The organism is Pedobacter frigoris, assembly GCF_005116445.1.
GTDB classification, from domain to species: domain Bacteria; phylum Bacteroidota; class Bacteroidia; order Sphingobacteriales; family Sphingobacteriaceae; genus Pedobacter; species Pedobacter frigoris.
The window spans coordinates 392,883-413,885 of the sequence record NZ_SWBQ01000003.1; the positions used below are offsets into that span (position 1 = coordinate 392,883).

19 protein-coding genes are annotated in these 21,003 nt (G+C 39.4%); 6 read left to right on the forward strand and 13 right to left on the reverse strand.

Annotation, left to right across the window (positions count from 1 at the left end; translation table 11 throughout):
• Positions 1-75 precede the first annotated feature (75 nt).
• The 5 genes from FA047_RS12465 to FA047_RS12485 all read right to left on the reverse strand — a co-directional run bounded on the left by FA047_RS12465 (position 76) and on the right by FA047_RS12485 (position 6,257).
• Positions 76-870: an inositol monophosphatase family protein gene (locus FA047_RS12465; protein WP_136836394.1), complete on the reverse strand. Its 795-nt coding sequence runs from the start codon at positions 868-870 to the stop codon at positions 76-78.
• Between the two features lie 12 nt (positions 871-882).
• Positions 883-2,037, reverse strand: a complete 1,155-nt coding sequence (locus tag FA047_RS12470) for a prolipoprotein diacylglyceryl transferase (protein WP_136836395.1) — start codon at positions 2,035-2,037, stop codon at positions 883-885.
• 31 nt (positions 2,038-2,068) lie between these two features.
• Positions 2,069-3,388, reverse strand: a complete 1,320-nt coding sequence (gene mtaB, locus FA047_RS12475; protein WP_136836396.1) for a tRNA (N(6)-L-threonylcarbamoyladenosine(37)-C(2))-methylthiotransferase MtaB — start codon at positions 3,386-3,388, stop codon at positions 2,069-2,071.
• 33 nt (positions 3,389-3,421) lie between these two features.
• Positions 3,422-3,985, reverse strand: a complete 564-nt coding sequence (locus tag FA047_RS12480; protein WP_136836397.1) for a UbiX family flavin prenyltransferase — start codon at positions 3,983-3,985, stop codon at positions 3,422-3,424.
• 199 nt (positions 3,986-4,184) lie between these two features.
• A complete protein-coding gene (locus FA047_RS12485; protein WP_136836398.1) occupies positions 4,185-6,257 on the reverse strand; it encodes a sulfatase-like hydrolase/transferase in 2,073 nt (690 codons plus the stop codon).
• A gap of 102 nt (positions 6,258-6,359) precedes the next feature.
• Here FA047_RS12485 and FA047_RS12490 point away from each other — a divergent pair, with 102 nt between their 5' ends.
• Positions 6,360-6,599: a hypothetical protein gene (locus FA047_RS12490; protein WP_136836399.1), complete on the forward strand. Its 240-nt coding sequence runs from the start codon at positions 6,360-6,362 to the stop codon at positions 6,597-6,599.
• A gap of 31 nt (positions 6,600-6,630) precedes the next feature.
• On the opposite strand, the gene FA047_RS12495 is transcribed toward FA047_RS12490, so the two are convergent.
• Both FA047_RS12495 and FA047_RS12500 read right to left on the reverse strand, forming a co-directional pair.
• The gene (locus FA047_RS12495) at positions 6,631-6,942 is read right to left on the reverse strand and encodes a hypothetical protein (protein ID WP_136836400.1); all 312 of its coding nucleotides are present in this window, start codon (positions 6,940-6,942) and stop codon (positions 6,631-6,633) included.
• 29 nt (positions 6,943-6,971) lie between these two features.
• A complete protein-coding gene (locus FA047_RS12500) occupies positions 6,972-7,415 on the reverse strand; it encodes a response regulator (RefSeq protein WP_136836401.1) in 444 nt (147 codons plus the stop codon).
• Between the two features lie 282 nt (positions 7,416-7,697).
• On the opposite strand from FA047_RS12500, the gene FA047_RS12505 reads away from it, so the two are divergent.
• The gene (locus FA047_RS12505; protein WP_136836402.1) at positions 7,698-8,567 is read left to right on the forward strand and encodes an AraC family transcriptional regulator; all 870 of its coding nucleotides are present in this window, start codon (positions 7,698-7,700) and stop codon (positions 8,565-8,567) included.
• Positions 8,568-8,573: 6 nt separating this feature from the next.
• Entirely contained in the window at positions 8,574-10,424 is a 1,851-nt protein-coding gene (locus FA047_RS12510) for an alpha-L-fucosidase (protein WP_136836403.1), read from the forward strand.
• A 61-nt stretch (positions 10,425-10,485) separates the two neighbouring features.
• Here FA047_RS12510 and FA047_RS12515 read toward each other — a convergent pair whose 3' ends face one another.
• The 6 genes from FA047_RS12515 to FA047_RS12540 all read right to left on the reverse strand — a co-directional run bounded on the left by FA047_RS12515 (position 10,486) and on the right by FA047_RS12540 (position 17,824).
• On the reverse strand, positions 10,486-11,916 hold the full coding sequence (locus FA047_RS12515) for a Gfo/Idh/MocA family protein (protein WP_136836404.1): 1,431 nt from the start codon (positions 11,914-11,916) through the stop codon (positions 10,486-10,488).
• 139 nt (positions 11,917-12,055) lie between these two features.
• The gene (locus FA047_RS12520; protein WP_225872716.1) at positions 12,056-13,672 is read right to left on the reverse strand and encodes a beta-N-acetylhexosaminidase; all 1,617 of its coding nucleotides are present in this window, start codon (positions 13,670-13,672) and stop codon (positions 12,056-12,058) included.
• A 36-nt stretch (positions 13,673-13,708) separates the two neighbouring features.
• Complete coding sequence (locus FA047_RS12525; protein WP_136836405.1) at positions 13,709-14,479, reverse strand: SDR family oxidoreductase; 771 nt, start codon at positions 14,477-14,479, stop codon at positions 13,709-13,711.
• Positions 14,480-14,644: 165 nt separating this feature from the next.
• Positions 14,645-15,784, reverse strand: a complete 1,140-nt coding sequence (locus FA047_RS12530; protein WP_136836406.1) for a DUF4861 family protein — start codon at positions 15,782-15,784, stop codon at positions 14,645-14,647.
• Positions 15,785-15,804: 20 nt separating this feature from the next.
• Complete coding sequence (kduI, locus tag FA047_RS12535) at positions 15,805-16,647, reverse strand: 5-dehydro-4-deoxy-D-glucuronate isomerase (RefSeq protein ID WP_136836407.1); 843 nt, start codon at positions 16,645-16,647, stop codon at positions 15,805-15,807.
• A gap of 145 nt (positions 16,648-16,792) precedes the next feature.
• Complete coding sequence (locus tag FA047_RS12540; protein ID WP_136836408.1) at positions 16,793-17,824, reverse strand: LacI family DNA-binding transcriptional regulator; 1,032 nt, start codon at positions 17,822-17,824, stop codon at positions 16,793-16,795.
• A 456-nt stretch (positions 17,825-18,280) separates the two neighbouring features.
• Between FA047_RS12540 and FA047_RS12545 the strand changes: the two genes are divergently transcribed.
• The 3 genes from FA047_RS12545 to FA047_RS12555 are packed head-to-tail and all read left to right on the forward strand — an operon-like array spanning position 18,281 to position 20,998.
• Positions 18,281-19,027, forward strand: a complete 747-nt coding sequence (locus tag FA047_RS12545; RefSeq protein WP_136836409.1) for a (Fe-S)-binding protein — start codon at positions 18,281-18,283, stop codon at positions 19,025-19,027.
• A 14-nt stretch (positions 19,028-19,041) separates the two neighbouring features.
• Complete coding sequence (locus tag FA047_RS12550) at positions 19,042-20,421, forward strand: lactate utilization protein B (RefSeq protein ID WP_136836410.1); 1,380 nt, start codon at positions 19,042-19,044, stop codon at positions 20,419-20,421.
• Positions 20,414-20,998 carry a LutC/YkgG family protein gene (locus FA047_RS12555; RefSeq protein WP_136836411.1) on the forward strand — a complete coding sequence of 195 codons (585 nt, stop codon included), beginning with the start codon at positions 20,414-20,416 and terminating at the stop codon, positions 20,996-20,998. The genes FA047_RS12550 and FA047_RS12555 overlap by 8 nt, the downstream gene beginning before the upstream one ends.
• Positions 20,999-21,003: the final 5 nt, after the last annotated feature.

Here is a 21,003-nt window from a genome sequence, read left to right on the forward strand (position 1 = left end):
ACTTCCATCCCCTCATTACCACGTTCAACAAAACGTATTCACAAAAAGATCTGATCAATAGTAACCATAAATATTTTAAGAATTAAAATGCTTTTCCATTAAGTCCAGGATTTCCTGATCGATTTTAGCATTGGTAGCAAGGATTTGACGTTTCTCAAGAAACTCATCTCCTCCTTCGAAATTCAAAATTTTCCCTCCAGCTTGCTGAACAATAAAAGCTCCTGCAGCGACATCCCATGAGTTGAGATTGTATTCGAAAAAAGCATCAAATCTGCCACATGCCACATAAGCAAGGTCAACAGCCGCAGAACCGATACGTCTTAAGCCATGACAGCTTCTCATCATTTCAGCAAAGAGCTTCATATATTGCTCCTGTTGCTCAAACTGGTAATAAGGAAAGCCCGTAGCTAACAGACATTCTGAAAGTGATGTTCTTGATGAAATGCTGATGCTTTTATTGTTTAGGTAAGCTCCTCCATCCTTATATGCAGAAAACATCTCTCCCCTGTTGATCTCATACACCACACCGATAACAGGCTGGTCGTTTTCATAAAGTGCAACACTAATGGAATAAGTGGGTATTCCATGTATAAAATTAGTCGTACCATCAAGCGGATCAATGATCCAATTGTATATTTCCCCTTTGCGGCTAATGGTTTTTTCTTCTGTAGTGAATCCCGCCTCAGGAATTAACTTGGCCAGATTTTTCACTAGCTGTTTTTCCGCGTTCTTATCTACATAAGAAACAAGATCATTCAAACCTTTAAATTCAACTGCACCTGCATCAAAGCTCATAGACTCTTTGCGTATAAAATTGCCTGTCAACCTGGTGATGGCAATGACTTTAGTACATAGTAATTCGTAATCCAAACCCTGTTACGTTTAATAGTTAGCTAGCTTTTCTTTATTCTTCATAGAATAAAGTACAAGTCCGAGGCCAGATAAGAATAAGATACTTGATATCATTTCTGCTTGTGTAAACTGCATTCCTCCTAAGTTATATTTGGTATTCACCCTGATCAACTCTACAAAGAAACGTTCTGTTCCATTCATCATCAGATAAATCCCAAACATCATCCCAGGATATTTAATTATGTGTCGTATACGCCACAAAATAAGGAAAAGTATAAAAGCCACAATCACCTCGTAAATAGGTGTAGGATAGACAGGCTGAGGCAATTCGTTGCAAAATTTTCCTACACAGCCCGCTATAGGATCACCTTCGTTTGCAACATTATTAGGATAAGTATAAGCCCACAACCAATCAGGAAGCCATGTAAACGGCTTAGGATTGAGGTTAGGAATCCCCCAGTCACCGTCTCCCGACATATGACAGCCAATCCTTCCAACGCTATAAGCAAGCATCATCCCTGGTCCGCCAATATCTAACATATGTAATGGTTTGATACCATTTTTACGTGCAATAATTAATACAGCAGCTCCGCCGCAGATCAGTCCACCATAAAAAGTAAGTCCGCTAAAAGATAGCAAACTACCAATAGGATCTTTTACAAAAGTATCCCAGTGTTCCAGGTTATCAAATATTTTAGCACCTAAAAACCCCCACACAGCGGCCCAGACAATCAATGTCCCCATCAATTCGTAAGGATGTTGAGTAACCTCTACAGTTTTTGGTTTAGGCAATTTATGAGCATTCTTTTCTTTATAATCCCAGTAAGCAAACAAACCGGCGAAAAACAAGCCTCCCAATATACTTCCATCTAAGGATAGCAGAATGGTCTGGGCATCACTTACAAATAATTTATAGTTTGATAATGCATAAATTAACTTATAGCCGATTACAAAGCCGAATACAGCATTAGAAATCAATTCCGTAGTAGTAGCGGGTTTACCTACTGTAAGTATTTTTTTAATTGGATGAATTAGTCCAAGGGCTTCTTTGCGTTTAAATTCCTTAGTGAAAGCCCAGTAACCGGCTATAAATGCCAACGCTACAAAAACTCCAAATGTGTTAAATGGAAGTGGGACTTGTACACCAAAAAGATATTCTAAAAAATGAGATACTGTAGGAAACATACGGATAAAAAAGTTTTATGCGAATATATGATTAATGCGCTAAAACTTCTTCGGTTTCTGTAACTTCTACTTCTCCGTCTGCGGTTATTGCCGTTAATTTTACGGTTTTGATTTCATTGACCATAACAGGATCGTACTTGGCTTTTACTTTTACATAATTCTTGGTAAAACCATGCATATAACCATTCTTTTGATCATCTTCAAAAAGCACTTCTCCTACCGATCCGATCTGTGATTCGTAAAATGCCCTTCTTTTTTTATCGGAAAGAATATGCAGCATCTTACTCCTGTCCGCACGTGTACTGCCCGCTACCCTACCTTGCATCTCGGCTGCTGGAGTTTGTTCGCGTTCGGAATAGGTAAATACATGAAGGTATGAAACATCGAGTTCATTCAAAAACTGATAGGTATCCAGAAAATCCTCATGAGTCTCACCAGGGAAACCAACAATCACATCAACACCTATGCAGCAATTAGGGATCAATGCCTTGATAGTCGCAACACGTTCAGTATACAATTCACGCTGGTAGCGTCTGCGCATTAAACCTAATATCTTATTGGATCCAGACTGCAATGGTATGTGAAAGTGCGGTACAAATCTTTTAGAACCGGACACAAATTCTATGATCTCATTGCTCAGTAGATTGGGTTCTATAGATGATATACGAATTCTTTCTATTCCTTCTACCTCGTCAAGTGCTTTTACAAGATCAAAGAATTTATCTTCGCGTTCTCCATTTCTAATCCCGAAATCCCCAAGGTTAACCCCTGTAAGTACAATTTCTTTCACACCGCTTTCAGCAATTTGCTTTGCGCGGTTGATTACATTTTCTATAGTATCGCTTCTGCTGCCACCCCTGGCTAAAGGAATCGTACAATAAGTACATGGATAATCACATCCATCCTGTACTTTCAAAAAGGTACGGGTCCTATCCCCTATTGAATAAGCTGCAATAAAATTGTGATTTACTTTTTCAATATTTTGCTGATGAATAACGGCTTTTGGCTGTTTGGTAAGGTCTGAAATGTATTCTACGATACGGAATTTCTCAGCTGCCCCGAGCACCATGTCTACACCTTCTATTTCGGCGATCTCTACTGGCTTTAACTGCGCATAGCAACCAACAATCGTAACATATGCATTGGGAGAATATTTTAACGCTTCCTTAACTACCTTACGACATTTTTTATCGGCATGTTCTGTTACGGAGCATGTGTTGATGACATATACATCAGCTCCATCTGTAAAGTCTACTACAGCATAACCGGCATCGGTAAATAATCTGCCGATAGTTGAAGTTTCGGAAAAATTCAACTTACAGCCCAACGTATAAAATGCAACCTTCTTCATCAGTATTAATAAGCCTGCAAAGATAAGAAAAAACTATTCATTCCACCGATAACTGTCCTGTTCCAATCCGGCAAGATCAATTACCCGGCTCACCACAGTCTGCGCTACTTCTTCTATTGTTTTTGGAATTGAGTAAAAGGATGGGTTGGCCGGACAAATTATCCCACCTGCTTCAGTTACAGCCTTCATATTATTGATATGGATTAAACTGAAGGGGGTATCACGCACTACTGTGATCAGCTTTCTACGTTCCTTAAGGATTACGTCGGCAGCTCTTGAAATGAGGTCATTAGAAATCCCATGCGCTATTCTTCCCAATGTCCCCATAGAACACGGAATAATAATCATAGTGTCAAATTTTGCAGACCCTGAAGCAAATGGTGCATTGAAATCCATTTTATGATAGAAATCAAATGGATAATTGTCGTAATCTTCGTTACCTAATTCGAAGCGCCAGACCTCCTTTGCATTATCGGACATCACCACACCGACCTTATCGACCTGCTCCTTTAATGTTAACAAATTATCCAGCAGCAACTTAGCGTAAACCGACCCACTGGCACCTGTAATTGCGATAATGATCTTTTTCTTCTTCATAGCTATCTGATAAAGATACGGAACACAAGACAACAAAAAAGGGCCGAAAAATTAATTTCCGACCCTACATCTACCTATGAAAAACATACCCCCGAAAGGGTAAGCTCAAATGTAATTATCTTTTTCAATAAATGAAAGTTTAAACACACTTTTTTATCCTGCTAATTAATAAAATTCTTTCCCTGATTTTTTTAATTGTTCATTTTAAAGGACTTAACCTATATAAATCACTGACTTTAAGCTCTTGCCAGTCGGTATTTCCATATTTACTCTTAAGAGATATTAATGGTCCTTTATCATTTTCTTTAAGGTAATACAGTTTAATGGGATGGTAACCAGCTTTTAAGTATACACTTCCTGCTTCCCGACTGCCAGATTGGTAGCCGAAATCAGCATCAATGAGCTCTGCTTCATGGATCCTCATATAAGCCCTACCTGTGGCTGAAAGTGCAAAATGATACTCGCCATCAGCAGCTACTTTGATCAGCCCCTCATAAACTGTCATTCCCTTATCAGTGATTCTACCTACCGGTAATATATTTTTAATTGTGCCTTTGCCGGATTCGGGTAATTTCTTCTCTGAGACAACAGAACCGAAGCTTCCTTTAAAAAATTTCCAACTCAGACCCGGCAATAATTTATTTTGTTTTGTAAGTGCTATAGCTGGAATTAAAGCTTTATCATATGGGCGGGGTGCTTCTTTATCTGCTTTTCTCAACTGAAGAACTTTTGCTTTCATTTGTTCCTGCAAGACCTTATAATTATTATTTAAACCCAAGTTATTAGTTTCTTTAGGATCCTTAACTACATCATATATCTCAAAATCATCAGTTTCTGATTTAATCTGGTACCGCACACCTACTAAGTCCCCTATCCTAATCATCTGCATCTGACCTCTTTTGCGGCCCTGTCTGCTGGCTTCGAATTCTTTGAATGCAGGAGTTTTTCCACCTTCAAAATACTCGGAGTAAATTAGGCTCTTTTCCTGTCTTCCTTTACCTGTTAAAACAGGCAGCAAGGACACACCATTACTTCTGGCGGGCAAATTTGCATGTGCGGCATCAGCAAAAGTTGCCATCCAGTCGGACAGCATACTCGGTTCAGCAATAACCTTTCCTGAGGAAATACGACCGGGCCATAATGCCAGAGTAGGCATTCTTAAACCACCCTCCAAAACATCCCGTTTAATGCCATCAAACGGACCATAACTACCAAAAAACTGAGGGCTATATGGGGCAGCAGGCAAATATGATTCTATTGACGGACCATTATCAGATGTGAATATGACAATAGTATTGTCCGAGATTTTGAGATCCTGAAGTAACTTTAATAAATCACCTACAGCGTCATCAATTCTCCTGTTTGCTGTTGCATAACGTTTATAGGTATCCGGCCATGTTGTATTTGCATAATCGGGGTGTACATAAGTATCAATATTACCGGAAGCAGTGTTGATCATATTACCTGATTTTCCGGTCCATTGAAGGCCGCCGTTTAACCCGCCTCCAGCAGGGTATTGCTGAGTTGGTAATTCTAAAACAGCATGGGGCGCATCGTATGCCAGAAACATAAAAAAAGGCTTATCCGCACCTTTTGTATGCTCATGCTCAATGATCCATTTTTTTGCATAGGCTGTCCACAAATCTGTTGTGTAACATTTGCTCAGTCCGCCTGCTATGTCTTTATAGTTTTCCCAAACTTCTTTCTTTCCTCTATACAATCCTTCAAACGGGTAATGCTCGTGACCATCAGCATGACGCATATAGCCAAAAAAATTATCAAATCCTCTTTTAAGCGGATGTGCCGGCCAGTTGGGTATAACTTTAGTCTCGCCTTGCAAACCCCATTTGCCAACTGCAGCAGTAGCATACCCGGCTCCTTTTAGCAGAGTAGCCATATTGTGGTTATTTTCAATTTGCTTATCGAACTGGTTATCCCTCACACTGGCATTTCCCTGATTCACACCGGTTAATAAAGAAGCCCTGGAAGGTGCGCAAACCGGTGCATTACTATATTGATGTGTAAACCGGGCACCATTTTCAGCCATTTTATCCAAATTTGGGGTAAGCTGATAAGGTAGCTGATGAGTTGCCTGCTGTTTACGTTGATTCTGAAAAAACACACCCAGATCACCATATCCAAGATCATCTGTCAATATGAAAATGATATTTGGCTTGACCGGTTTCTTGCCTAAGGATTGGGCCTTGACTATTGACAAGGGCAGTATTCCACATAAAATGAGTAAAAGTGTTCTGAAAGTTATTTTATGCATAGTCAAACGATTTCTGTTATTGTGTTATAAGCTTAGCCAAAAATAACTATATAAAACCTTTTCTCTCTTTTATTGTTCAATTATTAATCTGATTATCAAATTATGAAAGCTTCAGAAAATGAAAAATTCACGGTATCTGTTAAGACAGGTAACTTTAAAAATGGCCATATTGCTGTACAGCAAGCTGAAACCACAGATGGACAACCTTATTACATATGTGAAGTTGATGGTAAGGAAGTTCAGTTGCGTCATGAAGGCAAATGGGAACAGATATGGGGAGATCTTAACGCAGAACAAATAGATGAACTAGGAAGCGTAATTAACAAGCATCTGCATCTATAATAGCAGGCCTAATAATTTTAGTCTAGTCTCTTTAAACAACTGCAACCAGTAGTACATTATATTTTCTTCTGAAGTGATCCTGTACGTCATCAATCAGCTTATTGTACCTCGTAATTTTTTCAGGTAAAACGAATAATAAAAAATTTACTTCACCGCTGTATTGCACATATTCCTCTACAGCAAGCCAGCTTTCTCTTTCTCTATCTTCATTGTACTCTCCTGAATCCTTAAAAAGCATTAAAAGATTTAACCCTTTTTCTGTGCAGAATTTTTTAATGGCGATCTCCTGATCTCCAATAGTCTTCAAATGAGGTGAAATTCTAATGTATCCAATCGCATTCATGATGAAACGATTAATGTTAATTAATATCGTTATGACCTTAAGCCGTGTAAAGATCTTTTGCCCGCATCCGCTGTAAAAATCTCAGACGGGTTTTTAAGGCAGGTATTGATTTTCGACAACATATCACTTAACTCAAACGGCTTTGAAATAAATGCATTACATCCATAACTACCCAAAGAAAGTAATACCTGAGGGTATGCCGAGCAAATAATCACAGGGATATTCTTTGTCAATGGATTCTTTTTTAATTGAGCACACAGCTCTCCTCCATTTATTTTTGGCAATAAATAATCTAATAGCACTATATCAGGAGTAAAATCCTCTATTAGTGCAAAAACATCATCAGCTTCTCTATAAGACCTGACATTAAACCCCTCATAATCAAATAATTCAGTTAGCATCTCTACTAATCCCTCATCATTTTCAATGATTAATATATTCGTCGGGGTATCGCGTTCTTTATTTGGCAGCATTTCATTCACTCTATTAGTAGCCTATTATAACAAACGAATAAGCTTTCGGTTTTATTTTAACCGATAAGTTCTTGCAGTGCGAAAATCCATATACACCAGTACAATTTTACAGCTTAAATCTCCATTATTATGCAATATTGGCTATACATAGATCATATTTTCAATATATATGTATTTATGAAAGATTTTTGTATTTTTATGAATTAATATCTAACCAAATTAAATTCCTGATGACGTAAATAAAAAATTTACGTTTTTAGGTTAACACACAACACCTAAACTATGAAACCACAATTATTAAAAGTTTCAAACAACCCGGTCAATTCTTTCAGCGTCCGGCGGGACAATGTGCCATACATAAACAACCGATGGCACTATCATGCAGAAGTCGAACTCATTTATTTCAAGAAAGGCAATGGCACTCAGTTTATTGGCGACAGCATCAAGCGGTTCCGATCCGGTGATGTTGTATTGGTAGGCGCGCACCTTCCTCACTACTGGAAGTTTGATGAAAGCTACTTCAACGAAGATGAAAAAAACAATGCTGACGTAGTTGTCGCCCATTTCTGTGAGAATTTTTGGGGAAGTTCCTTTTTAAATCTGCCTGAAAACAAATCTTTAAAATTGCTTTTAGAAAAAGCACAACGAGGAATCCAAATACAGGATAAAAGCAGAAAACAGATTGGAGAATTGATTGAAACCATTCTTTCCTCCGAAGGCCCCAAAAGAATCATTACATTGATGGATGCATTATTGGCTATAGAGAATTGCAGCAACAATACAGTACTATCCTCGATGGGCTTCCGTCATGATTTTGAAGAAACAGAAAATGACAGAATTAATGCCATTTACAATTATTCTCTAACTAATTTCAAGAGAAAAATACAGATGGAAGAGATGGCTGCTGTGGCAAATATTAGTCCTAACTCGTTCTGCAGGTATTTCAAATCAAGAACAAGAAAAACCTATACGCAGTTCATTAGTGAAATCAGGGTCGGCCACGCCTGCAAGCTACTGATCGAAGACAGCATGAATGTAAAACAGATATGCTATGAGAGTGGGTTTCACAACTTTGCAAGCTTCCACAAACACTTTAAAATGATAACAGGAAAAAGTCCACTATCCTATCAAAAATCTTACCTACATAAATAACATTGAATGAAAACTAAAATAATTGCAGTTCTATTTCTAACCTATTTCAACCCTTCTTTAAAAGCGCAACAACCCACAAAGCAGTCCTCAGATAAGCAAGAAAAAATGGAGTGGTTTACAGACGCTAAACTTGGGATCTTCATTCACTGGGGAATATATTCTGTCAACGGAATATCTGAGTCCTGGTCCTTTTTTAATAACTATATCAACCATGACAATTACATGAAGCAACTGCATGGTTTCAATGCTTCAAAATACAATCCCACTGCCTGGGTTAACCTTATTAAAGAAAGCGGAGCCAAATACTCTGTGATCACCACTAAACATCATGATGGAGTTGCTTTATGGAATACCAATGGAGAAAATGCAACTACCACACTTAAGAACAGCGCTGCTAAAAAAGATCTGATCAGTCCTTTTGTATCCGAATTAAAAAAAGCGGGATTAAAAACAGGACTTTACTTTTCTTTACCAGACTGGAGTTATCCGGACTACGACGGTTTTACAAGAGATAGAAAAAGATACAAGCTCAATGAAGAGCCTGACAGATGGAACAAATTCACCAGCTATTTTCAGGGACAACTTAACGAGCTTTCATCTAAATACAACCCTGATTTACTTTGGTTTGACGGTGACTGGGAACATTCTGCTACCGAGTGGCAGGCTGATAAAATACTGGCAAACCTAAAAAAATACAACTCAAATATCATTATCAATTCACGGTTGAATCATAATGGCGATTATGAAACTCCGGAACAGGGAATTCCGGTCGTAAAACCAGGAAATGACTATTGGGAACTTTGTTATACCATGAATGATTCATGGGGTTATCAACCTTATGATTTCAAATACAAATCGCCCAACATGATCATCAGAACTTTGGTAGATTGCATCAGTATGGGAGGAAATCTACTTCTGGATATAGGTCCGAAAGCAGATGGCACCATCGCTCAGGAACAAATAACCATCCTAAAAGGATTGGGGAGGTGGACTAAAAAACATGCCGAAGCCATTTACGGAACACGCGCTGGTATTCCAGCCAAACACTTTACCGGAAAAACCGCTTTATCGAAAGATAAAAAAACACTTTATTTATATGCCGACTGGTCTTTGAATAATCAGGACCAACTCCTTGTTAAAGGCCTTAAATCGAAAGTGATTGATGCTCGAATTGTCGGCACCAACCATAATGCTACCGTAAATCAGGTTCGCGATGGGATCGTACTCAAGGTTCCTGCTATAGCCTGGGACCAGGATGCAACAGTCATCGCACTAAAATTCAATGAAGCAATTCAATTAACTGAGGGCATCAACGAAACAGTAGATTTTGAACAATTGGCCGATCAGAAAACTGATTTCAGACTTCAACTGAAAAATATAGTGGGTTCAATACATCAGGGGAATAATCCTTTTGAAAAAACTTCCCTGCCTCAGGATGGCTTGAATTTTAAAGAAGGTAAATATGCACTTCAACCAATGCTATACGATTGGATAACTAAGAACTCAGAGGGACTTTACAAAACAGGTAAAGGATTACCGGAAGGACATTATCAGGGTAAATGTGCGCTATCGGCAGATAAGCAAACAATCTATCTTTTTGTTGAAGGCAAACCTACCGGACCAATTGCGTTAAAAGGGATTAAGAATAAAATCGCCAGGATAAGAATTGTTGGCGAAGGAACTATGATAGAGCCCCAAATCTACAATAAATTATATTGGAGCGCAATTCCAGGAATCGTATACATCCCCGTTCCAGCAGATCGACTCGATAAAGACCTTACCATTATAGCAGTACTGCTTGACGGCCCTGTGGACCTCTACAGAGAGAAAGTCGGAGCGATTGAAAGTAATATGTAGTTTCATAAAAAAGCTCCCCGTAAAAATTACGGGGAGCTTTTTTATATATGTTTTTGTATAATTAACCTTTCTTAACTTCTCTCACGGTAGTATTACCACCGCCATCAAGCGTTAAATTCACAGGCTTATTTGTTTTCCATGACCCTTTTGTAAAATCAGGGATATCTACACTAGATGATCTTTTAGACACTGATTTTTTACTCAAAGGAACAATACAACTCCATGCCGCTGCATCATAAACATCCTGATCAAGAGGTAGTCCGTTACGCAAACAATCAATTAATCTCCAGTCCATGATAAAGTCCATACCTCCATGTCCACCAACTTTTTTTGCGACCTCACCAACATGTTTAATGATCGGCGGGCTGTAAGTATCATAAAGTTTTTTCAGTTCATCTTTACTCACCCACTCTTCTCCGATAGCAATACGTTCCGGTTCAGGCCATTTTGCTGCTGAGCCTTTTGTTCCGCTCAATACATGTAATCTGGAATATGGTCTTGGTGAGGTTACGTCATGCTGTAACATCATTGTTTTACCATTGGTAGTCCTGATCGTGGTAACATTCATGTTTCCGCGGTAGTTTTTACCAACAAACTGATCATAGAACGGGTCTTTTGCTGCTCTCTTCTTAGCCTCTTCACCCATCATAAAGTCATTGGTAGATACAGAAACCAGATAATCCATTTTATCTCCCCTGTTAATATTCATACATTGGGCAATAGGTCCCAATCCATGGGTAGGATACAAATTCCCGTTGAAGTTGATGTTCTCCTTCAATCTCCACATGTCCTGATAACCATTTTTATTGAAGTTCAGCCCTAGTAAATCGTGATTATAAGCACCCTCTGCATGAACCAATTCTCCGAACATACCATTTCTAGCCATATTCAAAGTAAGCATTTCGAAGAAATCGTAGCAACAGTTCTCCAACATCATACAATGCTTACGGGTTCTTTCAGAAGTTTCTACAAGTTTCCAGCAGTCTTCAAGAGTCAGTGCCGCAGGAACTTCAGTAGCTGCATGTTTGCCGTGCTCCATCGCGTATACTGCCATAGGCGTATGCAAACTCCAAGGTGTACAGATGTAAATCAGATCCAGATCCTCTTTATCGATCATCTCTTTCCAGCCGTTCTCACCTGAATATTCCTTGGCTTTTGGCAGCCCTTTACTTGTAAGATATCTTTGCGCTGCAGTTGCTCTTGCAGGCAAAAGATCACAAAGCGCTTTAATTTCTACTCCCTCAATAAATGACATTCTACTCACTGCACCAGGACCTCTCTGGCCCAATCCAATAAAGCCAATTTTTACTTTATCAATTTTCGGCGCAGCATAGCCGCTCATATTAAATCGCTGTGCGCTGCTGCCACTTAGAGAAGTTAACAGATCTTCATTTTCGGAAATGCTTTCTTTTGCAAAAGATGGCAGGCCTATAGCCATTGCCCCAGTTCCCAATGCAAATTGTTGTAAAAATTTTCTACGGTTAGGTTTCATTTTGTGTTGGATTATTTAGTTTAAAAGCAATTTGAACAAGTCAAATATTTCATTTATTACTCCAATATACAAAGCTATTCCAATGCCTTAAAGACTTATTTTCACACAAACGGTTGTGTAAATTTCATATTACAATACTTTATTCTCCCGTCTCAAAACGTTTTATGCCCGTACCGATTTTTATTGGCTCAGGACTTTTAGCTGGCGAAAACGGATTGTAATAATACAGACCTTGTTCCTGAAACAAATTTAAATGCCCTTTCAACCGTTCCATATACCTCGCATAGTCTTTATTATCCTGCGACGTCCAGGCCGCTTCAGCCAAAGCAGTTATCCTCGGAAAAAGCAGGTAATCCAGACGCTGTTCGCTTTGAATAGTCTCCGACCACAGGTCAGCCTGCACACCCAAAATCTGATCTTTCTTTAGGGTTTGCTTTACATATTTATCCTGCGTAAACTCGTAGACATTCTTTAAAGGATTGTATAATTTGTTCCACTTGCGTCCATTTGTATGTGTACTGTCCTGCACAAAATCAAAGTAAAATGGCAGTCTCGGACAAAGTACGGTTTGAAATCCTTTGTCTAACGATAGCTTCAACATATCAGGTTTATCGTGTCTCCACCAAAAGATGATGGTTTTATCCACTGGCAGATCAACCTCTGCCATTTCATCCCACACCAGCAATTTAGCATTCATGTTATAGACTGAATCAGCTATTCGTTTCATGAAATATTTTTCTACTTCCTTTGAATTTGCAAGCTTCTGCGTCTGCATTAATGAGATAATATCAGGATTAGTCGGCCATTTATGATTCCCATAACTTACCTCATCACCACCCAAATGAATCATACCCGACGGAAACAAAGCATTCGTTTCTCTTAAGATGTTTGACAGGTAGCTATAAGTACCTTCTTTACCGGGATTAAATGTAAATTCAGGGTGCCCTGGACCTCCGCCACCAGAAAACTCAGGATATGCCCTATTGGCAGCAGTAGCATGTCCTGGCATATCAATTTCAGGAATCACAGTAATGAATCTTTGAGCGGCATAGGCAACGACTTCCTTCACCTGTTCCTGAGTATAATATTGTGCTGGCAGCATTTCATTGAAATAATCTCCTACACCACCTATCAATGCCAATCCAGGATATTTCTTGATTTCAATACGCCAGGCAGGTTCATCCGTAAGATGCCAGTGAAAACGGTTGAGTTTATAAAAAGCCATCCAGTCTAATACAGATTTCACTTTTTCCATACCGAAGAAATGCCTCGACTCGTCCAGCATAAAACCTCTCCAGCCATACAATGGAGTATCAGAAATAATCCATCCCTGCAAGATAAGCGTACCTTTTTGATTCTTCGTTTGTCTGGCAATTTGCAATAAAGAGACCACGCCATAAAATGCCCCTGATGGATCTTTAGCAGTTATAGTTACCCCTTTGCTATTCATATCCAGTTCGTAGGCCGGTTTAATTTTAGCCGAAAGGACTAATTTTATTGAAGGCTTAACTGAACTAGCCTGAACACTCAAAGGAATCTTTTGATTTTTCAGCAATTCCTGCTGCAGATAATTTGCAACCGGTCTTAATGATTCAGAGGATACAACAATTGGTGTATTATTGTTCAGCGTAAATTGGTCACCTGATTTTTTTGCCACTGAAGGCTGTGGAATAATCGGACAGATATCTTGTGCTGCAGCAAGCTGTACTGCGCCTGCCATTATTACTGTAAAGAAAAAAAGTCTTAATTTAGTCATTATATGTAGGTTCTATTGTGTGTCGTTCTATCAGCACTACCTTCCCATCCAGCCGCCATCTACTGTCATCACTGTCCCGTGCATGTAATTAGACGCATCAGATGCCAAAAACAAAACAGGTCCTTTAAAATCTTCCGGTTCGCCCCATCTTCCCGCTGGAATTCTTTCCATAATGGAACGGCTTCGGTTTTCATCAGCTCTTAATGCTGTCGTATTGTCCGTAGAAATATAACCCGGAGCAATCGCGTTAACGTTTACGCCTTTAGCTGCCCATTCATTGGCAAAAGCCTTTGTCAGCTGGCCAACAGCGCCTTTACTGGCCGCATATCCGGGAACTGTAATGCCTCCCTGAAAAGTCAGCAAAGAAGCCGTAAAGACAATCTTTCCACTTCCTCTTGACACCATATCCCTACCTATTTCTCTGGTCAAAATAAAGGGGGCGGTCTGATTTACCGCAATCACTTCATCCCAGTACTCATCCGGATGTTCAGATATTGGCTTCCGTAAAATAGTTCCCGCATTATTAATCAGAATATCTATTACAGGATGATCCTTTTTCACCTGCTCGCAAAATGCGGTCAACGCATTTCTGCTACCAAAGTCACACTGATAGGCGAAAAAATTTCTACCCAAAGCTGTTACTGATTTTTCTACCTCACTGCCAGTTAGTTCCAGATTTGCAGATACACCAATAATATCAGCACCGGCTTCTGCCAATGCCTCAGCCAAGGCCTTACCTATCCCTCTCTTACAGCCTGTTACCAAAGCTACTTTCCCTTTTAAATCAAATAAATCAAGTATTGCCATTGTTATTTCTGTTAAACATTTTATTAAACTGTCGTCATCCTGACCACGTAGTAGCTGCGAAGCAAATTTATTTCAGGATCCCAAACTGGTTAGTTAATCGTTCTTTTCCGAGATACTGAAATAAATTCAGGATGACGAGTCGTAAAAACTATAATATATAATCCCCTACTGTACACTCACCTTTAAAGGCTGTAAAAGCTTTCTTTTAAAGGCATCCAAATAATTGAACCACTGCTGGGCACTGGTAATTTCATTAGCCTTATCCCATGCAGCCCCATTGTAATACACAATAGCCTGATTATTACTAGTGGTAGTCTGCGCAAGTAAATGAGTTTTATCGATACTCATCTTTACATTTCCACCGTCAACAATTACACCTACCCCAGTGATACCATCTGCACCATGTTTAGGCTCCCAGTAACCTGTTATGGCCTGCTGTTCATTCATTAATATCGTACCTGGCTCTTTTCTTTTCACTATGCCGATCACAACGGGCAAAGTCTGATCGCCTCCATAAGTATACCTCGCTTCTATCCTATTCATATGAGATCCGGCATCTAACGAGATTGTTTTAGTTACCTTGACGGCCTTTCCTGCTACATCCCATTCATCATACCCCAGTTCAAAAGTAGTACGCAGCGGACCATTGTCCAGTACTTTCCAATGGTGGTAATTCTTGGAAAAAACAACCGAATCTTTCACGTAAGGCGCTATATCTCCGGCACCCAAAGTAAGCCCTACACTATAATAATCCATTCCATCTCCATGATCAGCATGATAGTCTCCGGTTTTATACCATTCATTAATGACCAGTTTTGTACTTCTTTTCACCCACACGTCTGTTCCAAATGCGTTGTCCTTCCTTGTTTCCAAAGCCTTACCATACATTCGGAAAGCTACTTTATCATTCTCCCATGCAAAATCATCATAACGTTCCGGCACAAACCTTCCAAAAGTTTTAGCTACAGATCTTACCGGTTTGCCCGGTATAATATTGAGCTTGGCTGTTTCGTTAGACCTAAGGCTCAACTGAACCAGTAAATTCTGAACCTCTGATCCACCCCTGCGCTCCAATTGAAATGACACCTCTTTTTTAGATGATGCATTCATCACCTTAAAATTCGCTGTATCAATATTAGGATATTTGGCTTTGACAGCTGACCAGTTAACAGCAACTACCTCATCGGTTCTGCTGATATTCATTGGATTCGTGATCGTAATTATTGCTTTAGCACTAGTGCCCTGCCCCATAACAGCAGCAGACAAACCTGCAAAAAACACCAATAAAATCAGGGATTTTCTCATGTTCATAAAATTAAATCAATTTACCTTAATTCGTTAATTGCACAATGGTCCATATCTCCATAATCAAGATTTTCGCCAGCCATTCCCCAGATAAAAGTATAGTTGCTGGTTCCCGAACCAGAATGGATAGACCAATTTGGAGAAATTACACACTGTTCGTTTTGCATCCAGATATGTCTCGTTTCTTGCGGCTCCCCCATAAAGTGACAAACGCTTTGTCCTTCCGGAACTTCAAAATAAAAGTAAACTTCCATTCTTCTATCATGGGTGTGAGCAGGCATTGTGTTCCATACACTTCCTGTTTTCAATTCTGTCATTCCCATTTGTAGCTGACAGGTAGACAAGACACTATTCACCAGCAATTTATTGATAACACGGTGATTTGCTGTTTCCGGGCTACCTAATTCTACAATATCCGCTTCTTTTTTAGATATCTTAGTTGTAGGATAAGTACAGTGAGCCGGAGTAGAATTGATATAAAACTTTGCCGGACTATTTTGATCAGCGGAAGTAAAACTTACTGATTTTGTGCCTCTTCCAATATATAAAGCTTCCTTATATTCCAGTTCGTAAGCAATGCCATCTGCTGTTACTGTACCTTTATCACCAACATTTATGATTCCAAGTTCCCGTCTTTCCAGAAAATACCCGGCTTTTAAATAATCGGGATTAGACAATTGTACGGTTTCATTAACCGGCATTACACCACCTGTGATATACCGGTCAAAATGCGAAAGAACGAGGTGTATAGTGTCTGCTTCAAAAATCTTATTGATCAAAAAATTCTTGCGTAATCCGTCAGTATCCATAGACTTTGCTTCGTTAGGACTGATCGCATAGCGGCTTTCAAAAGTTGTTTGCATTATTTATTTTAATTTGGGGTTTTCTTGAGTATATATTTTTTCAATCCGTTCGATGTCATTCTACCTACATTCTAACCTATATTTTAATATGATAACGTTTTCAAAATCATAAAAAGGGCATTCATTTTAAATCTTGCGTTTTATCTTAGGTAGACATCCTTCGGATCAATTGTATTGGAATAATAATCGGCGCTGTTTTAGTGATTTCATGATTAGGATTTTTCAATGAATCAATAAGCACCTCTACAATCTTTTTGCCAAAGTCGGCAGGAAACTGCTCTACAGTAGTAATGGATGGATTGATGATTGATGTTCTCGGATCATTCGAATAGCCAACAATTTTAAGATCAACAGGAACATTGAGGCCAATCTCTTTTGCATATTCCAAAGCAGCTATAGCACTTGAGTCGTTATCAGTAAAAATTCCGTCAGGTACAATATCTCCTTCGAAGAGTTTCCTCATAGCCTCTCTTGCATTATTTTGAGTCAGTTCCTGATGGAAGATCCAGTCTTCATTCACAGGAATCTGATGCTGTTCCATCGCTTTTATAAATCCAGACGAACGGTTCTGATACAGATTAGAAGTAAGCGGTCCGGAAATATGTGCTATTTTTCTACAGCCAGTTTCAATCAGGTGAGAAGTGGCCATATACCCTCCCCTAAAATCATCGCCTTTTATAATGGTAGCTCCCAGATCATGTAAGGGAACCCTGTCATAAAAATAAACTGGTGTACCGTTTTCCAATAACTTATCAAAATGACTAAAATCTGTGGTAAATAAAGTACAAGCTGCAATCAATGCATCTACTCTCGACGAAAAAAGAATTTCAGTAAGTTCTTTTTCCATGGTGACAGAATCATTGGACTGACAGATAATCAGGTTATAACCATATTTATGTAAGCCATTTTGAATGGTGGTGATTACTTCTGCATGAAAAAACATGGAAATCCTTGGAACTATAAGTCCTACGGTATACGTTTTATTACTGCGAAGACCAGAAGCCATATTATTTCTTCTGTATCCCAACTGGGCAGCCATTTTCAAAACATCACTCTTTGTCTTTTCTTTCACATGAGGATGATTGTTTAGCGCCCTTGAAATTGTAGCTGGTGAGAGCTTGAGTGCCTCTGCAATATCAAGTATTGTATTTTGTTGTACTTTTTTTTCGTTAGCCATTTTAAAAAATTACATCGTCAAATCTACAGAACTATAATAAGAATTTCATTTTTATGAAAATATCATACAGAATTGTAAACATGGCGGATAGTGGATTACCACTATCACTAAATGAATTGCAAGCTAATAATTATTTTTTATTATATGAAAACGTTTTCAGTAATAATATTCAACATTACACACAAACCTAAAAATCGATGCAATAATACCGTTTACAATGGCTTTAATTAAACTGAAATACCTTAAATTTAAAACAGCAATAATCACCAATACATTATTGTTTAGCGCTGAAAAGAATCATCCACAGCATACATCATCTGCAAAATAGCCTAAAATGATGCTTAAATTGCTTAATCCTTAGCCAAAAAAACTTAAGCAGCTATTTTAATACAAGCACTATATTTACAATCTAGCTATAATGACAAATACCTTTTTTTCAGAGCTATATTTTTAAACATGACTGTCGGACTTTTTATCCCTTGTTACATAGATCAGTTCTATCCCAATGCTGCAATAGCGACATTAAACCTGTTGAAAAAACTTGGGGTTGATGTGGTCTATCCTACCAAACAAACTTGTTGCGGTCAGCCCATGGCAAATTCTGGATTTGAACATTTAACTCAGGGATGCAACAACCTTTTCATAGAGAATTTCGCTGAGTTTGACTATATCGTATCTCCTTCCGGAAGTTGTGTACTGCATCTTAAAGATCACCTCAATGCCAAATCAAGTGATAATGAAGCTCAGGCAAAAAGCATCCGCAAAAAGATATATGAACTCACTGAGTTCCTTACTGATGTGTTAAAAGTAGATAAGCTAACTGCAAGTTTCCCCCACAAAGTAGGAATGCACCAAAGCTGTCACGGTCAGCGCGGCCTCATGCTCGCGCAAATGACAGAGCTCGTTGCTCCTGCATATTCAAAACCCATGCACTTATTAAATATGGTTCAGGGTTTGGAGATCATTACACTTAACCGTCCTGATGAGTGTTGTGGGTTCGGTGGAACATTTTGCGTGGCTGAAGAAGCTGTTTCTGCAAAAATGGGCAAAGACAGGGTCGCAGATCATGTCCATAATGGTGCTGAATATATTACAGCCGCAGACATGTCTTGTTTGATGCATATGGAAGGAATTTTACGGAGACAAAAAAGCAATGTAAAGGTCATTCACATCGCCGAAATCTTAAACGCACAGGAATTTTAATCAGCATCAATATCATGAGTAAAGGAACAAAGGACCACGCCCAATTATCTGATGTATTTAATGCTGATGAGGCCCGTGTAAATTGGCACGATGAAACCTTATGGTTCGTGCGTGCAAAAAGGGACAAAGCAGCTCACAACCTTCCTGAATGGGAAATGCTGCGTGAGACCGCATCGCAGATTAAAGACAACGTACTTTCTAACCTGCACGATTATTTACTGCAGTTTGAATCCATGGCCCAGGAAAATGGCATCAAAGTACACTGGGCTTCGAATGGAGAAGAGCACAACCAGATTGTTCATTCTATTTTAAAAGATAGCGGCGTAGACCGCATAGTAAAAAGTAAGTCGATGCTCACTGAAGAGTGTCATTTGAATGATTATCTTCAGCACAATGGAATAGAGGTTATCGATACCGATCTGGGAGAACGTATCGTACAATTGGCCAATGAACCGCCAAGCCATATCGTACTTCCTTGTATTCATAAAAAGAAAGAAGAAATTGGCGATTTGTTTCACGAACACCTTGGCACACCGGAAGGGATGGCCGATCCGGTATTCCTTACCGCAGCAGCCCGCGAACATCTAAGGGAGAAATTCATTACCAGGAAAGCGGCCATAACAGGTGTCAACTTTGCCGTAGCTGAAACGGGAGAATTCGTTGTCTGTACAAATGAGGGTAATGCCGACATGGGGGCCCACCTTGCTGATGTGCACATTGCCTGTATGGGCATAGAGAAGCTTGTCCCTCAGCGCAAGCACCTTTCTGTTTTCTTGAGGTTACTGGCAAGAAGTGCCACAGGCCAACCGATCACTACTTATTCCAGTCATTTTAAAAGACCGAGAAAAGGCCAGACCATGCACATCATATTGGTCGATAATGGTAGAACTACCCAGTTGGGACGACCGGATTTCCGTAATTCATTAAAATGTATTCGTTGTGGCGCCTGTATGAACACCTGCCCTGTTTACCGCAGAAGTGGCGGACACAGCTACCACACTGCAATAGCTGGGCCTATTGGTTCTATCCTTGCCCCTAATCTGGACATGAAGGAATATGCCGACCTTCCTTTTGCCTCTACCCTATGCGGTTCTTGCACCAATGTTTGCCCTGTAAAAATCAACATACATGAGCAGTTGTATAAATGGAGACAGGTAATCGTTAAGGAAGGTTATGCTGATCCTAAAAAAGCAATGGCTATGAAAGCAATGGAGTTTACTTTAAGTAAACCCGCAGTCTACAAAACGGCGGGAAAAGCCGGAAGATGGGTCTTAAAACACATCCCATTTGCAGTAAACAATAAATTAAATCTTTGGTACAACCATAGGGAAATGCCGGCTGTTCCAAAACAATCATTTGGAGAATGGTATAAGGAGAACGTAAAACATGACTAGCAGAGACGCAATATTGGCCAAAGTTAAAAATAACCAGCCAGCCACAAGACCACTTCCAGCTGATCTCAGCACTTTAAATACGGATTTCGATAAGATAGATGCATTTACCAATATCCTCACGACTATTGGCGGAGCAGTTATACGCGTAGCCAATTTCGACGAGATCAAAGATTACTTGCTAAAAGAAAATCAAGATAAGAAACGCATCATCTCTACTTTGCCTGAACTTCAGGAGATCACGGAATTAAATTGGCAGCACAATGACCCTCATAGTTATGAGAATGTAGATCTCGCGATCATTAAAGCCCATTTTGGTGTTGCAGAAAATGCTGCACTATGGATCACAGAAGACCTCATGGAGCAGAGGGTTGTTCCATTTATTTGTCAACAACTCGCCGTGGTGGTCAACAAAGCAGATATATTACCTACCATGCATGATGCTTACAGCAGGATAGGCAATGCGGAGTACGGATTCGGAGTATTTATCGCAGGCCCATCAAAAACTGCCGATATAGAGCAGTCTTTGGTACTGGGCGCGCATGGTCCTAAGGGAATGACGGTATTTATATTGGGATAATGTGC

Coding starts and splice junctions, on each gene's coding strand:
- FA047_RS12545 (WP_136836409.1), top strand. CDS start 18,281: ATGACTGTCGGACTTTTTATCCCTTGTTACATAGATCAGTTCTATCCC.
- FA047_RS12550 (WP_136836410.1), top strand. CDS start 19,042: ATGAGTAAAGGAACAAAGGACCACGCCCAATTATCTGATGTATTTAAT.
- FA047_RS12480 (WP_136836397.1), bottom strand. CDS start 3,985: ATGAAGAAGAAAAAGATCATTATCGCAATTACAGGTGCCAGTGGGTCG.
- mtaB (WP_136836396.1), bottom strand. CDS start 3,388: ATGAAGAAGGTTGCATTTTATACGTTGGGCTGTAAGTTGAATTTTTCC.
- FA047_RS12530 (WP_136836406.1), bottom strand. CDS start 15,784: ATGAGAAAATCCCTGATTTTATTGGTGTTTTTTGCAGGTTTGTCTGCT.
- FA047_RS12555 (WP_136836411.1), top strand. CDS start 20,414: ATGACTAGCAGAGACGCAATATTGGCCAAAGTTAAAAATAACCAGCCA.
- kduI (WP_136836407.1), bottom strand. CDS start 16,647: ATGCAAACAACTTTTGAAAGCCGCTATGCGATCAGTCCTAACGAAGCA.
- FA047_RS12515 (WP_136836404.1), bottom strand. CDS start 11,916: ATGAAACCTAACCGTAGAAAATTTTTACAACAATTTGCATTGGGAACT.
- FA047_RS12490 (WP_136836399.1), top strand. CDS start 6,360: ATGAAAGCTTCAGAAAATGAAAAATTCACGGTATCTGTTAAGACAGGT.
- FA047_RS12510 (WP_136836403.1), top strand. CDS start 8,574: ATGAAAACTAAAATAATTGCAGTTCTATTTCTAACCTATTTCAACCCT.
- FA047_RS12470 (WP_136836395.1), bottom strand. CDS start 2,037: ATGTTTCCTACAGTATCTCATTTTTTAGAATATCTTTTTGGTGTACAA.
- FA047_RS12525 (WP_136836405.1), bottom strand. CDS start 14,479: ATGGCAATACTTGATTTATTTGATTTAAAAGGGAAAGTAGCTTTGGTA.
- FA047_RS12540 (WP_136836408.1), bottom strand. CDS start 17,824: ATGGCTAACGAAAAAAAAGTACAACAAAATACAATACTTGATATTGCA.
- FA047_RS12485 (WP_136836398.1), bottom strand. CDS start 6,257: ATGCATAAAATAACTTTCAGAACACTTTTACTCATTTTATGTGGAATA.
- FA047_RS12520 (WP_225872716.1), bottom strand. CDS start 13,672: ATGACTAAATTAAGACTTTTTTTCTTTACAGTAATAATGGCAGGCGCA.
- FA047_RS12505 (WP_136836402.1), top strand. CDS start 7,698: ATGAAACCACAATTATTAAAAGTTTCAAACAACCCGGTCAATTCTTTC.
- FA047_RS12495 (WP_136836400.1), bottom strand. CDS start 6,942: ATGAATGCGATTGGATACATTAGAATTTCACCTCATTTGAAGACTATT.
- FA047_RS12500 (WP_136836401.1), bottom strand. CDS start 7,415: ATGCTGCCAAATAAAGAACGCGATACCCCGACGAATATATTAATCATT.